Origin of the sequence: Streptomyces macrosporus (genome assembly GCF_039533145.1) — a bacterium.
GTDB lineage: Bacteria > Actinomycetota > Actinomycetes > Streptomycetales > Streptomycetaceae > Streptomyces > Streptomyces macrosporus.
The window spans coordinates 99,953-113,171 of record NZ_BAAASZ010000003.1 but is presented as its reverse complement, the minus strand read 5'-3'; the positions used below and the strand labels follow the sequence as shown (position 1 = coordinate 113,171).

The window sequence follows — 13,219 nt, the reverse complement described above, 5'->3', positions numbered from 1 at the left end:
TCCGCCCGGGACGGCTGCGACGGGGGACGCACGGAGTGCGACGATGGACGACATGCCGAAATCCACGACGAGACCCCGACACGGCGGGCGGCGCACGGCATCGGCGGTCGGCGCCGGCGTGGCGGCACTCGCCCTGCTCGCGGGCTGCGGCAGCGGCGGCGCCGACCGGAGCGCGGCCGACGAGCCCCGGCGTGCCGCGTCGGCGCACCCCTCGCCGTCCCCGACCGAGTTCCGCCGCATCCCGGGCATCGGGGAGCGTCTCCACGACGAGATCCCCTCCGCCACGCGTCAGGTGGTGGCCGTCTACGGCGAGGACGAGGACTCCGCCGAGGCCACGGTCGTCCTCTACACCCGGCACGGCGACACCTGGTCACGCGAACGCCGGTGGCCCGCCCACAACGGAAAGCGCGGCTGGACCGCCGACCACCACGAGAACGACAAGCGCAGCCCGATCGGCGTCTTCACCCTCTCCGACGCGGGCGGAGTCCTTCCCGACCCGGGGGCGAAGCTGCCGTACACCCGTTCCGACGCCTTCGCCGCGCCGCGCCACTGGCCGCGTACGCACTGGCACGACTTCGACCACGTCATCGCCATCGACTACAACCGTGTCAAGGGCACCCCGCCCAACGACCCGACCCGGCCGCTGGGGCGGGAGAAGGGCGGGAGCATCTGGTTGCACATGGACCACGGCAGCGGCACCTCCGGCTGCGTCAGCGTCTCCAAGGCCGCCATGGAACACCTGCTGCGCACCCTCGACCCGGCGAAGCACCCGGTCGTCGTGATGGGGGACAAGGCGAGCCTGGCGTCCTGAACCGGCCGCCCCCCGCCGCGCCCGCCGCCCGCCCTGCCCTCCCCGAACGGGGGAGGAAGCACACCGGCGCACACCGCGGTGCGGGGCGCGACAGCACACGGCAGGCGCATCGCGGTGCCGCACGGCGCTCGGCGGACGACCGTAGGCTGGTGAGTCGGCCACCGCCGCCACACCGACCGACGGAGCCGACCGCCGAAGCCGACCGACGAAGGAGTGCGTTGCACCCCCACGAACCCGCCTGGACACCGCCGCCCCGGGAGAAGGGCGCGCCACGGCAGCCCGCCCAGATCCGCCGGATCCTCCGCCTCTTCCGCCCCTACCGCGGCCGCCTCGCCGTCGTCGGGCTGCTCGTCGGCGCGTCCTCGCTGGTCTCGGTCGCCTCGCCCTTCCTGCTGCGCGAGATCCTCGACGTGGCGATCCCGCAGCAGCGCACCGGCCTGCTCTCCCTCCTCGCCCTCGGCATGATCGCCACAGCGGTGCTGACCAGCGTCTTCAACGTCCTCCAGACGCTGATCAGCACGACCGTCGGCCAGCGCGTCATGCACGACCTGCGCACCGAGGTCTACGCCAAGCTCCAGCGGATGCCCCTGGCGTTCTTCACCCGCACGCGCACCGGCGAGGTCCAGTCCCGCATCGCCAACGACATCGGCGGCATGCAGGCCACCGTGACCTCCACCGCCACCTCCCTGGTCTCCAACCTCACCAGCGTGGTGGCGACCATCGTGGCCATGCTGGCGCTGGACTGGCGGCTCACGCTCGTCTCCCTGGTCCTGCTGCCGCTGTTCGTCTGGATCAGCCGGCGCGTCGGCCGCGAGCGCAAGAAGATCGCCACCCGGCGGCAGAAGCAGATGGCCGCGATGTCGGCGATGGTCACCGAGTCGCTGTCGGTCAGCGGCATCCTGCTGGGCCGCACCATGGGCCGCGCCGACTCCCTCACCCGCGCCTTCGCCGACGAGTCCGAGCGGCTGGTGGACCTGGAGATCCGCTCCAACATGGCCGGGCGCTGGCGGATGTCGGTCATCGGCATCGTCATGGCGGCCATTCCGGCGCTGCTGTACTGGGCCGCGGGCCTGCTCCTGCACCTCGGCGGCCCGGTCTTCTCCATCGGCACCCTGGTCGCCTTCGTCACCCTCCAGCAGGGCCTGTTGCGCCCCACCGTCTCGCTGCTGAACACCGGCGTGCAGGTGCAGACCTCCCTGGCCCTCTTCCAGCGCATCTTCGAGTACCTGGACATGCCGGTGGAGATCACCGAGCCCGCCCGGCCCGTGCGGCTGGAACGGGCGCGCGGCGAGGTCCGCTTCGAGAACGTCACCTTCTCCTACGACCCGTCCGCCGACACCCCCACGCTCGACGGCATCGACCTGACCATCCCCGCCGGCGGCAGCCTCGCCGTCGTCGGCCCCACCGGCTCCGGCAAGAGCACGCTGAGCTACCTGGTGCCGCGGCTGTACGACGTCACCGGCGGGCGGGTCACCATCGACGGGATCGATGTGCGGGACCTGGACTTCGACTCGCTGGCGCGGGCGGTGGGCGTGGTGTCGCAGGAGACCTACCTCTTCCACGCCTCCGTCGCCGACAACCTCCGCTTCGCCCGGCCCGACGCCACGGACGCCGAGATCGAGGCCGCGGCCCGCGCCGCCCAGATCCACGACCACATCGCCTCGCTGCCCGAGGGGTACGACACCCTCGTCGGCGAGCGCGGCTACCGCTTCTCCGGCGGCGAGAAACAGCGCCTGGCCATCGCCCGGACCATCCTGCGCGACCCGCCCGTCCTCATCCTCGACGAGGCCACCAGCGCCCTGGACACCCGCACCGAGCAGGCCGTCCAGCGGGCCATCGACGCCCTGTCGGCGGGCCGTACGACGCTGACGATCGCCCACCGCCTGTCCACCATCCGCGATGCCGACGAGATCGTCGTCCTCGACGGCGGACGGATCGCCGAACGCGGCACCCACGAGGAACTCCTGGCCCGCGGCGGACGCTACGCGGACCTGCTGCGGCGCGACGCCGTCCTCCCCGAGTCCGAGTCGGCGGGCCCGGGAGCGGTGGAGGCCGCCCCCGCATGACGCCCCGCCGTACCGGCGCTGTACCGGCCCGTGCCGCGCGTGCCGTGCCGCGGGCCGGCGCCGGCCGGAACACCCGGCGGAGCGGCCTACCGGGACGGCGGGCCCACGGCCGGCCGGTCGAGGACCAACAGCCACTCCTCCACCGTCTCCCCGCGCGCCGCCGCGTGACCGCCGCCCTCGCCGCAGCGCACGAAGCCGCACTTCTCCAGGACCCGCAGCGAACCGTGGTTGTCCTTGGCCACACGGGCGTACAGCGGCCGGTGCGGCCGCTCGGCGAGCAGGGCGGCCAACGCGCGGCTCGCGATGCCCCGCCCCCAGTGTTCGCGGGCGATCCAGTACGCGACCTCGCGCCGGTCCGGGACGTCCCAGGGGGTGTGGAGCAGTACGCTGCCGACGACCTCGCCGTCGACGAGGACGGTCCGCTTGACGGTCTCCGGGTCGTCGAGGATCCGCCCCCAGCGGGCGTCGAACGCGGCGCGGTCCGAGGGGTCCGCCGCGGTGAAGGCCGCCATCCGGTTGGCCTCCGGATCGAGTTGGAAACGGAACAGGTGCGGCAGGTCCGCGGGCACCGTCTCGCGCAGTTCCACCTCGTCCGCCTCGAACGCCTCGCCCGCCGCGAACGCGCTCACCGCAGCCGTCCCGCAGCGCGCAGGTCGTCGAAGACCAGTCGGTCCACCGGCGGCACTCGGTCGTAGTCGGCGTACGACAGCCAGGCGATCTCCTCGATCTCGCCGCCGGCGGCGAGCGTGCCGCTGTGGTCGCCCGTGTAGCAGGCCATCCGGACCACGACCCCGGTCGTGTGCTCGTCGACCGGCGCCTCGTACGTGCCCAGGTGGGCGACCGTGTCGGGCGCGAGCGCCACGGTCAGTTCCTCCTCGACCTCCCGCAGCAGGGTCTGGAGGTCGCTCTCCCCGTCGTGGCGCTTGCCGCCGGGGATGTAGAAGAGGTCCTTGCCCCGCGTACGGGCGCCCAGGATCATGCCGTCGCGCAGGTGCACCCACGCCACCGTGTCGATGAGCCGCGTGCCGGGGCCGGCTATGGGACCGCCCGTCACCGCACGGCTCCGGCCGGGCCGGGGAAGCGCGTCTCGCGCCGGGGAGTGAACACGCAGAACTCGTTGCCCTCGGGGTCGGCCAGGACGTCCCACTCGATCTCCTGGTCGCGCCGCCGCACCAGGGTGGCACCCATGCCGAGCAGTTCCTCGGTGTCGCCCCACACGTCGAAGTGCACCCGGTTCTTGCTCGTCTTGGGCTCGGGCACCGGGTTGAACCAGATCACCGGCCCGGCGTCCTGCGGATGGTGGATGGCCACGGGCCACTCCGGCGGCCGGGGAGGCTGCCCCAGCGTCCTGCGGCGTTCGTATCCCAGCGCGGCGCACCACCAGTCGGCGAGCGCCTGATGGTCGTTGGCGTCCACGACGAGGTCCTTGAGGCGTGCGGGCATGTCTCCGAGCCTAGCCGCCGGGGGCCGCGCCGGGGCCCCGGCCACGCCGACGCCCCACGACGGGGAAGGTGCCCCCGGAAGGGGAGAGGTGGGGGATCATGGGCGCCATGAGATCTGCCCGGATCCTCGTCTTCACCCGGACCACCGGCTACCGGCACGACTCCATCCCGCACGGCGTCGACGCCTTCCGCGCCCTCGGCGACGAACACGGCCTGACCGTCACCGCCACCGAGGACCCCGCCGCGCTCGCCGCCGCCCTGACCGAGGGCGACTGCCGTGCCGTGGTCTTCCTCTCCACCAGCGGCGACGTCCTCACCCCCGAGAGCCGCGAGGCCCTGCGGTCGTACGTCACCGGAGGCGGGGCCTTCGTCGGCGTCCACGCCGCGGCCACCACCGAGTACGACTGGCCCTGGTACGGCGAGCTGCTCGGCGCCCGCTTCGACCGGCACCCCGCGCTCCAGCCGGGCGTCGCGGTCGTCGAGGACCGCGACCACCCGGCCACCGCGCACCTGGGCCCCATCTGGCCGTTCACCGACGAGTGGTACGACTTCCGCTCCAGCCCGCGCGACCGGGTGCGGGTGCTGGTCTCCGCCGACGAGGCCAGCTACGAGGGCGGCGGGATGGGGGAGGACCACCCGTTGGTGTGGTGTCACGAGAACACCGGGGGCCGCTCCTTCTACACCGCCCTCGGCCACACCGCGGAGTCCTACGCCGACCCCGTCTTCCGCCGTCATCTGCTGGGCGGGCTCGTCTGGGCCGCCCGGCTGCCCGTCCCGTCCTGAGGGACGGGCGGCCTCGCCGACGCCGCCCCACCGGACCCCGCCGCCGGCCGGCCCGCCGGTGCCGGCGGGCGAACTCCTCGGCTCAGGACGCGCGTCCTTCCGGCACTACCGCCTCCCCTCCTCGGACACGTGGGCTTCCAGCCAGTCGACCAGCGGTGCGAGACGGGACCAGCCGTCGCGCACCAGGTCCAGCGCGCGCGGTCCGCCGAGCTCGGCCGGCGGGTGCAGCCGCTCCGCGCCCAGCGAGCGGTACCGCATCAGCTCCAGCCGGGGGTGGTCGGCGGGGCAGCCGCGGGGCCGCGTCCTGAGCCGTTCCCCCACCAGGCTCCAGCCGTCCCTCTCCAGCTTCCGCACGATCCGCTCCAGATCCGGGCCGTACCGCTCGTGGTCCACCGCCTCCCGGTAGCGGCCGACCTGCTCGGTGCCGCCGTGGAAACCGGCGCCCAGGCGCATTCCCTCCGCGGACAGTTGCGCGTAGTACCCGACGCTGCCCGCCGATTCCGTGGTGATCCCCTGGTGGGTCTTGTACGGCGACTTGTCGTTCGAGAAGCGGGTGTCGCGCTGCGGCCGCCACACCTTCACCGGCCCGAACCGCTTCTCCAGCGCCTCGGCCAGGGCCTCCATGGGCGTGCGCACGCAGGTGTCGTAGACGTCCTTGTGGCCGTGCCAATACTCCCGTGTGTTGTCCTCCTCCAGACCGGCGTAGAAGTGGAAGGCGCGGTCGGGAAACCCCTGGAACTTCACATCGTCTCCTTGGCCGGGGACTCACAGCGAGCCGACGGAGCGGGCGACGAGGTCCGCCGTCCGCCCCGGGTCGAGCCGAGGGTCGCAAGCGGTGGCGTGGCGGGGGAAGACGACACGCACGACGGGGACGGGGTGCGGTCCGGTACGGGGACGCTCGCGGTGACGCCGCCGGGACGGTCTGCGGACACGGCCCGGCGGGCCGCTGCCGGTACGCGCGCGGGCTCCCCCCGGGCGGGGGAAGGCGGACGACGGACGGGGGAAGCGTCGCCGAACCACTCCCACCGCACCGGGGACGTGAGGGCCGCTCCCACATGGGCATACTCGTCGATGTCGATGTCGATGTCGATGCCGACCGCTGGACCGCCCGGAGCGTGGCCCGCGCGGTCCGGGCGGGCCGAGCGGGACCGAACAGGGCCGACTCGCCACCGGGTTCACGAGCCGGCCGGTGGCAGGATGGGCTTATGGGAACGATTCACCTCATTCCGGGCGACATTACCGAACAGTCCGTCGACGCGATCGTGAACGCCGCCAACTCCTCCCTGCTGGGCGGCGGAGGCGTCGACGGGGCGATCCACCGCAAGGGCGGACCGGAGATCCTCGCCGAGTGCCGCGCCCTGCGCGCCTCCCGGTACGGCGAGGGCCTGCCGACCGGCCGGGCGGTGGCCACCACGGCCGGCCGGCTGCCCGCGCGTTGGGTGATCCACACGGTGGGGCCCGTCTGGTCGTCGACCGAGGACAGGTCCGACCAACTGGCCTCCTGCTACCGCGAGTCGCTGCGCGTGGCGCGTGAACTGGGCGCCCGCACCGTCGCCTTCCCCGCCATCTCCACCGGCGTCTACGGCTGGCCGATGGACGACGGCGCCCGCATCGCGCTGAACACGGTGCGCGAGGAGATCGAGGGGGACGACGCCTTCGAGGAGATCCGCTTCGTGCTGTTCGGCCGGCAGGCCTACGACGCCTTCACCGCGGCGCTGTGACGCCCGCGGGGCGGCCGGTGCCGGGCTCGGCCCCCGCTCGGGGGCCGGGCCCGGCGTCCGTGTGGATCACCTGAACGGTGTACAAGTCGTCGTACAGATCGTCGTACAGGCCGCCGTACGGGTCGTCACGGCCGTCGAGGGCCGGGGCGCGGCGCACGTCGGAGGCGGGTCCGAGGCGTGACGGGGCCTCGTCCTCCTCGCCCTCCACGGCGTCCCGGTCGGGTTCGGCCAGGGCGAGGAGCACGAGGGGCAGGGTGGCGAGCGGGGTGACGATCCGCAGCACGGTGACTCCTTCACACGGTTCGCGAGGGGTGTGACGGAGCCTCAGCCTTGCGGCTCGGCAATACGTTTCATCGACTTGCGCAAGAACACGGTGTAACGGACGCGGCGGAGCGCGTGAACGCGCGGGGGCGGTCCGGTGCCGGGCACCGGACCGCCCCCGCGCGTCCGTCCACGCCGTCGGTGCCGTCGGCGCCGGGTCAGCGGTAGAGCAGGTACGCGCGCCGCGTCCGTTCGAAGGCCCGCACCTCGTCGCGCCAGGCCGCCACGATCTCGTCCGCGTCCTTGCCCGCGTCGATCGCCTCGCGCAGCCGGGGCGATCCGGAGAGCTTGTCGATCCAGAACGGGCGCTTGGCGTCCCAGGAGTCCCGGCGCCAGGCGAAGTCGGCGTAGCGGCGCGCCTCCACCAGCATCGCGACCGCCGTGGGAATCGGCCGGTAGCGGCGCGGATCGGTGACGTGGATCTGGACGCCCGCGCAGGTGACGCCGGAGTGCTTGCCGAACGTCGGCACGAAGTAGCCCTCGCGGAACCGCACGCCCGGCAGCTTCCGTGCGTTGAGGCGGTCGCTGTAGCGGTGGTCCAGGTACGGCGCGCCGATGAACTCGAACGGGCGGGTGGTGCCGCGCCCCTCCGACAGGTTGGTGCCCTCGAAGTAGCCCGTGCCGGCGTAGACGACGGCCGTGTCCGGGGTGGGCATGTTGGGGGAGGGCGGCACCCAGGGCAGGCCGTGCTCGTGGGCGGTGGAGTACGGGTCCCAGCCCCGCACCCGGACCACCTCCAGCTCCACCGTGCCGCCCTCGCCCTCCTTCGGCAGCAGTTCGCCGTTGAAGTAGCGGGCCAGCTCGCCCACCGTCATCCCGTGCTGCTGGATGATCACCTCGGCGCCGACGCCGGAGGTGAACTCCTCGGTCATCAGAGGGCCGTCGGCCCGGCGCCCGATCGGGTTGGGGCGGTCCAGCACCACGAACCGGGCGCCGATCGAGCGGGCGGCGACCATCGCGCTGTACATGGTCCAGATGTAGGTGTAGTAGCGGACGCCGACGTCCTGGATGTCGAAGACGACGGTGTCCGCGCCGGCCTTGGTGAACAGCTCGGCCATCTTGGCGGCGTTCGCCCCGTAGGCGTCGTACACCGTCAGCCCGGTGCGCGGGTCGGTGAACTCCGGCTCGGACTCGCCCGCCTGCGCGCTGCCCCGGAAGCCGTGCTCGGGGCCGAACACCCCCACGATGTCCAGATCGCCGCGCGCGGCCATGGAGTCCACGATGTGTCCGGTGTCGCGCAGGACGCCGGTGGGGTTGCTGATCACACCGACCCTGCGGCCGCGGAGCATGGACCAGTTTTGGGCGGCCGCGACGTCGGCGCCGGGGACGACGTCCCCGCGGGAACGTCCGTCGGACCGGCCGGGGGCGGCGCCGGCGGTGGCGGGGGAGACGAGCGGGGCGGCCAGCGCGGCGGCCGTGCCGGCGGCGAGAAGCGATCGGCGGGAAGGCATGCCGGGAAGCTATCCGCGTGCGCCGTGAGCGACAAGAGGCCACGCACGGTGACAGAGGTGTAGAGCAATGACGGGGCCCCGACAGCGCAACGACGGGGCCCCGCGACGCGGAACCGTTCACTCCGTCAGCAGGACGACCTCCAGGGTGCGCGGGCCGTGGACGCCCTCGACCCGGTCCAGTTCGATGTCGCTGGTGGCCGAGGGACCGGAGATCCAGGTCAGCGGACGGGTGGGGTCCAGACGCTCCAGGGCCCGCGGCACGGAGGCCACCACCTGCTCGGGCACCCGCACCACGCAGATGTGGTGGTCGGGGATCAGGGTGATGCGGCGACGCCCCTGGTCGGGGCCGCCGTCCAGCACGATCGTGCCGGTCTCCGCGATCGCCACCGCGCACCCGGTCACCACGCTGTCCACCGCGTCCAGTTCGTCCGGCGTGGAGGCGGCCCGGTCGTGGATCCGCACGGCGTCGGCGGCCTTCAGCCACCACGGCGGCAGACCGGGCGGCACCAGCACCGTTCCGCTGCCGCGCGCGAGCAGCAGCCGGCACAGCAGGAGGGGCAGGCCGTCGGCGTCCGTGCGGTGCACCAGGGCCCGGTAGTCGGCCAGGTTCTCCGCCAGCAGGTCGACGAGCTCCTCGGACGCCTCGGCACCGTCCGGGACGTGGGCGCGCTCGTACTCCCGGGGGACGGGGACGTCGTCCGGGGTCTCCGAGCGCGGCACGTCGACCAGGGCGCGGCGGATCCGGGCCAGCACCACGTCGCGGTCGCTCATCGCTCGCCTCCCTCTCCCCGGGCCGCTCCCGGGGTCTCTCCCCGCCGCTCTCCCCGTTTCTCCCCCTCGGAGCCCCGGGTGCGCCGCCACCAGTCGCGGAAGGACTCGGCCGGGACGGCGGGCAGGTCGCGGGCGGCCGTCCAGGCGCGGCCCGGCCCCGGCAGCCGCCGCGGGTGCAGCCGGCGGGTGCGGGAGGCCAGCCGCTGCCCGGCCAGCAGCGCCCGCGGATGGTCGAAGGCCCAGCGGGCCGCCCGCATCGCGGCGCGCTCGGCCGCGTGGCCCCGCGCGGGCCTGATCGTCGTGCGCCGCCCGCGCACCGTCGCCTCGCCGCCCTCGGCGACGCGTTCGCGCAGGTGCACCAGGACCTGGGGGATGTCGATGGCGACCGGACAGACCTCGTAGCAGGCGCCGCACAGCGAGGACGCGTACGGCAGCGAGGCGTCCAAGTCGCCGGCGGTGCCCCGCAGTTGGGGAGTGAGGATCGCGCCGATCGGGCCCGGATAGGCCGACCCGTAGGCGTGCCCGCCCGCCCGTTCGTAGACCGGGCAGACGTTCAGACAGGCCGAGCAGCGGATGCAGCGCAGCGCCTGGCGGCCGACGGTGTCGGCGAGGGCGTCGCTGCGGCCGTTGTCCAGCAGCACCAGGTGGAAGACGCGCGGGCCGTCGGCGGTCTCGGAGTCGGTGGTGCCCGTCCACATCGAGGTGTAGGGGTTCATCCGCTCGGCGGTGGAGGAGCGGGGCAGGAGCTGGAGGAAGACCTCCAGGTCCCGCCAGGTGGGCACCACCTTCTCGATGCCGACCACCGAGATCAGGGTCTCGGGCAGGGTCAGGCACATCCTCCCGTTGCCCTCGGACTCGACCACGACCAGGGTGCCGGTCTCGGCGACCATGAAGTTGGCGCCGGAGACGCCCACCTTCGCCCGCAGGAACTTCTCGCGCAGGTGCAGCCGGGCGGCCTCGGCCAGCTCGGCGGGGTTGTCGGTCAGATCGTCCGGCGCCGGGCGCCCCCAACGGCCCATCTCCCGCCGGAAGATGTCGCGGATCTCGCCGCGGTTGCGGTGGATGGCCGGGACCAGGATGTGGGAGGGCAGGTCGTCGCCGAGCTGGACGATCAGCTCGGCCAGGTCGGTCTCGTAGGCGCGGACGCCCGCCCGCTCCAGCGCCGCGTTGAGGCCGATCTCCTGGGTGACCATCGACTTGACCTTGACCACCTCGGTCTCGCCGGTCGCCTTCACCAGATCGGTGACGATCCGATTGGCCTCGGCGGCGTCGGCCGCCCAGTGGACGGTGCCCCCCGCGGCGGTGACGGCCTCCTCCAACCGCTCCAGGTAGTGGTCGAGGTGGCGCAGCGTCCGGTCCTTGATCGCGGCGCCGGCGGCCCGCAGCGCGTCCCAGTCGGACAGCTCGGCGACGGCCTTCGCGCGCTTGGCGCGGATGGTGCCGGTGGCGTGACGCAGATTGCCGCGCAGCCGCGCGTTCCGGGTGGCCGAGGCCGCGGCCTCGGGGAAGGCGGGCATGCCCAGGTACGTACGGCCGCTCATCGTGCGCCCCTCCTCGTGCCGTTCCCCGTGCCGTGTTCCGTCCCGCGCCCCGCGCCGCCCTCGGTGGCGGCCAGGATCTCGGCGAGGTGGACGGGCCGGGCCGTGGAGCCCCGCCGGGACAGGATGCCGCCGATGTGCATCAGACAGGAGTTGTCGACCGCGCACACCGCCTCGGCGCCGGTGCTCTCGACGGCGCGCGCCTTGTCCGCGCCCATCGCCGCCGACACCGCCGCGTTCTTCACCGCGAAGGTCCCGCCGAAACCGCAGCACTGGTCGGCACCCGGCAGCTCGACCAGCTCCAGCCCGCGCACGTTCTCCAGCAGCCGGCGGGGGCGGTCGCCCAGCCCCAGCGTCCGCAGACCGTGGCAGGTCGGGTGGTAGGTGACCGTGTGCGGGTAGTACGCCCCCACGTCCGTCACCCCCAGCACGTCCACCAGGAACTCGCTCAGCTCGTACGTCCTCGGCGCGACCTCGGCCACGGCCCGCTCCAGAGCGGCGTCACCGGAACGGGCGGCGACGCGCGGATGGTTCTCCCGCACCATCGCCGCGCACGAACCGGACGGGGTGACGACGTGGTCGTAGCCGCGGAACGCCTCGGCGTGGCGGCGCACCAGCGGCTCGGCCTCGCGCCGGTAGCCGGTGTTGAACTGCGGCTGCCCGCAGCAGCTCTGCGCCGGGGGGAAGTCCACCTCCACTCCCAGCCGCTCCAACAGGGCGACCGTGGCCCGCCCGGTGCCCGGGTAGAGCGTGTCGGTCACACACGTCACGAACAGTGCTACGCGCATATCGCGGCCTCCGCCCGCCGCCAGGCGTCACGATCACCCATGGGCTCATGGTGCCGCAGCGGCTGTGTGGCCCGCAGCAGCGACCTCAGCCCGGCCAGGTCGCCGTGGACGGCGCCGGCGGCGCGCGCCTGGACCAGGACGTTCCCGAAGGCCGCCGCCTCGGCCGGACCGGCGACCACCGGCAGCCCGCAGGCGTCGGCCGTCAGCTGACACAGCAGCTCGTTGTGCACGCCGCCGCCGACGACGTGCACCACCTCCACCTCCCGTCCCGACAGCCGCTGGGCGTCGGCGACGGCCCTGCGGTGGGCCAAGGCCAGGGAGTCCAGCACGCAGCGGACCGTCTCGGCCGGGTCGCGCGGGACGGGTTGACCGGTGCGGCGGCAGGCGTCCGCCACGCGCTCGGGCATCCGGCCCGGCGCCAGGAAGCCCGGATCGCCCGCGTCCACCACCGAGCGCAGCGCGGGCGCCTTCGCCGCCTCGCGCAGCAGCGTCCCCAGCTCCGGCCGCAGCCCGTCGGCCTCCCAGGCGCGCAGGCACTCCTGGAGGAGCCACAGGCCCATGATGTTGCGCAGGTAGCGGACCGTGCCGTCCACCCCCAGCTCGTTGGTGAAGTTGGCGCGGCGGGACTCCTCGGTGAGCACGGGAGCGTCCAGCTCCACCCCGGCCAGCGACCAGGTGCCGGTGGCGATGTACGCGAACGCCCCGTCGCCCCCGCCGCCGTCCGCCGGGACCCCCGCCACGGCGGAGGCGGTGTCGTGCGAGCCGACGGCCGTGACCGGCACCGGACCGGCCAGCCCGGTCTCCTCCAGGACCTCCCCGAGCAGCTCGCCGGCCCGGTCCCCCGGCCGGCGCAGCGGCGGGAACAGCGACAGGTCGACGCCGAACGCGTCGGCCACGCCACGCGCCCAGTCGCCGGTGCGCGGGTCGACCAGCTGGGTGGTGGAGGCGTTGGTCAGCTCGGTGCCCATCTCGCCCGTCAGCCAGTACGCCATCAGGTCGGGGATCAGCAGCAGGTGCCGGGCGGCGGCCAGCGCGGACGTCCCCCGCGCCGCCGTGAGCTGGTGGAGGGTGTTGAACGGCTGGTGTTGCAGGCCCGTGGCCGCGTACAGCTCCTCCGGCGGCATCACGGCCGCGGCCCGCTCGGCGGCCCCTTCGGTGCGGCCGTCGCGGTAGTGCACCGGATTGCCCAGCAGCGCGCCCGAGGCGTCCAGCAGCCCGTGGTCCACCGCCCAGGAGTCGACGCCGACGGAGGTCAGACGCCCCTCCGGCACCGTCCTCCCCGCCGCCCGCAGCCCGTCCAGCACGCCCCGGTACAGGCCGAGGACGTCCCAGTACAGGGTGCCCGCGGCACGGACCGGGCGGTTGGGGAAGCGGTGCGCCTCGCGCAGCTCCAGGGTGCCGGGCCCGACCGTGCCCACCATGACGCGCCCGCTGGAGGCGCCCAGGTCGACGGCGGCGAAGGAGAGGGGACCGGGTGGGGATGGGGACACGGGGACCTCGCGGATGAAGGGGGTGGAACCTGCCCGG

14 protein-coding genes are annotated in these 13,219 nt (G+C 74.0%); 4 read left to right on the top strand and 10 right to left on the bottom strand.

Going from position 1 to position 13,219, the window contains the following annotated elements; translation table 11 throughout:
* Window positions 1–52: 52 nt before the first annotated feature.
* Window positions 53–811: a L,D-transpeptidase family protein gene (locus tag ABD335_RS00970; RefSeq protein WP_344320052.1), complete on the top strand. Its 759-nt coding sequence runs from the start codon at window positions 53–55 to the stop codon at window positions 809–811.
* A 218-nt stretch (window positions 812–1,029) separates the two neighbouring features.
* Window positions 1,030–2,877, top strand: coding sequence for an ABC transporter ATP-binding protein (locus tag ABD335_RS00965; protein WP_344320051.1), 1,848 nt, complete (start codon window positions 1,030–1,032; stop codon window positions 2,875–2,877).
* Window positions 2,878–2,963: 86 nt separating this feature from the next.
* On the opposite strand, the gene ABD335_RS00960 is transcribed toward ABD335_RS00965, so the two are convergent.
* The 3 genes from ABD335_RS00960 to ABD335_RS00950 all read right to left on the bottom strand — a co-directional run bounded on the left by ABD335_RS00960 (window position 2,964) and on the right by ABD335_RS00950 (window position 4,320).
* Window positions 2,964–3,506: a GNAT family N-acetyltransferase gene (locus ABD335_RS00960; protein ID WP_425583512.1), complete on the bottom strand. Its 543-nt coding sequence runs from the start codon at window positions 3,504–3,506 to the stop codon at window positions 2,964–2,966.
* The gene (locus ABD335_RS00955; protein WP_344320280.1) at window positions 3,503–3,856 is read right to left on the bottom strand and encodes an NUDIX hydrolase; all 354 of its coding nucleotides are present in this window, start codon (window positions 3,854–3,856) and stop codon (window positions 3,503–3,505) included. The genes ABD335_RS00960 and ABD335_RS00955 overlap by 4 nt, the downstream gene beginning before the upstream one ends.
* 71 nt (window positions 3,857–3,927) lie before the next feature.
* Window positions 3,928–4,320: a VOC family protein gene (locus tag ABD335_RS00950; RefSeq protein WP_344320050.1), complete on the bottom strand. Its 393-nt coding sequence runs from the start codon at window positions 4,318–4,320 to the stop codon at window positions 3,928–3,930.
* A gap of 107 nt (window positions 4,321–4,427) precedes the next feature.
* Here ABD335_RS00950 and ABD335_RS00945 point away from each other — a divergent pair, with 107 nt between their 5' ends.
* Window positions 4,428–5,102: a ThuA domain-containing protein gene (locus ABD335_RS00945; protein ID WP_344320049.1), complete on the top strand. Its 675-nt coding sequence runs from the start codon at window positions 4,428–4,430 to the stop codon at window positions 5,100–5,102.
* A 105-nt stretch (window positions 5,103–5,207) separates the two neighbouring features.
* Here the strand turns inward: ABD335_RS00945 and ABD335_RS00940 are convergent, their stop codons facing one another.
* Window positions 5,208–5,846, bottom strand: coding sequence for a DUF2461 domain-containing protein (locus ABD335_RS00940; protein ID WP_344320048.1), 639 nt, complete (start codon window positions 5,844–5,846; stop codon window positions 5,208–5,210).
* Between the two features lie 461 nt (window positions 5,847–6,307).
* Between ABD335_RS00940 and ABD335_RS00935 the strand changes: the two genes are divergently transcribed.
* Entirely contained in the window at window positions 6,308–6,823 is a 516-nt protein-coding gene (locus ABD335_RS00935) for an O-acetyl-ADP-ribose deacetylase (RefSeq protein ID WP_344320047.1), read from the top strand.
* On the opposite strand, the gene ABD335_RS00930 is transcribed toward ABD335_RS00935, so the two are convergent.
* From ABD335_RS00930 to ABD335_RS00905, 6 genes are all read right to left on the bottom strand, one after another.
* Window positions 6,807–7,106, bottom strand: coding sequence for a hypothetical protein (locus ABD335_RS00930; protein ID WP_344320046.1), 300 nt, complete (start codon window positions 7,104–7,106; stop codon window positions 6,807–6,809). The genes ABD335_RS00935 and ABD335_RS00930 overlap by 17 nt on opposite strands.
* 196 nt (window positions 7,107–7,302) lie before the next feature.
* Window positions 7,303–8,595, bottom strand: coding sequence for an exo-beta-N-acetylmuramidase NamZ family protein (locus tag ABD335_RS00925; protein ID WP_344320045.1), 1,293 nt, complete (start codon window positions 8,593–8,595; stop codon window positions 7,303–7,305).
* A gap of 117 nt (window positions 8,596–8,712) precedes the next feature.
* A complete protein-coding gene (locus ABD335_RS00920; protein WP_344320044.1) occupies window positions 8,713–9,366 on the bottom strand; it encodes a LutC/YkgG family protein in 654 nt (217 codons plus the stop codon).
* Entirely contained in the window at window positions 9,363–10,907 is a 1,545-nt protein-coding gene (locus tag ABD335_RS00915) for a lactate utilization protein B (protein WP_344320043.1), read from the bottom strand. The genes ABD335_RS00920 and ABD335_RS00915 overlap by 4 nt, the downstream gene beginning before the upstream one ends.
* Window positions 10,904–11,692 carry a (Fe-S)-binding protein gene (locus tag ABD335_RS00910; RefSeq protein ID WP_344320042.1) on the bottom strand — a complete coding sequence of 263 codons (789 nt, stop codon included), beginning with the start codon at window positions 11,690–11,692 and terminating at the stop codon, window positions 10,904–10,906. The genes ABD335_RS00915 and ABD335_RS00910 overlap by 4 nt, the downstream gene beginning before the upstream one ends.
* Window positions 11,683–13,182, bottom strand: coding sequence for a rhamnulokinase (locus ABD335_RS00905; RefSeq protein ID WP_344320041.1), 1,500 nt, complete (start codon window positions 13,180–13,182; stop codon window positions 11,683–11,685). Before ABD335_RS00905 ends, ABD335_RS00910 begins: the two co-directional genes overlap by 10 nt.
* Window positions 13,183–13,219: the final 37 nt, after the last annotated feature.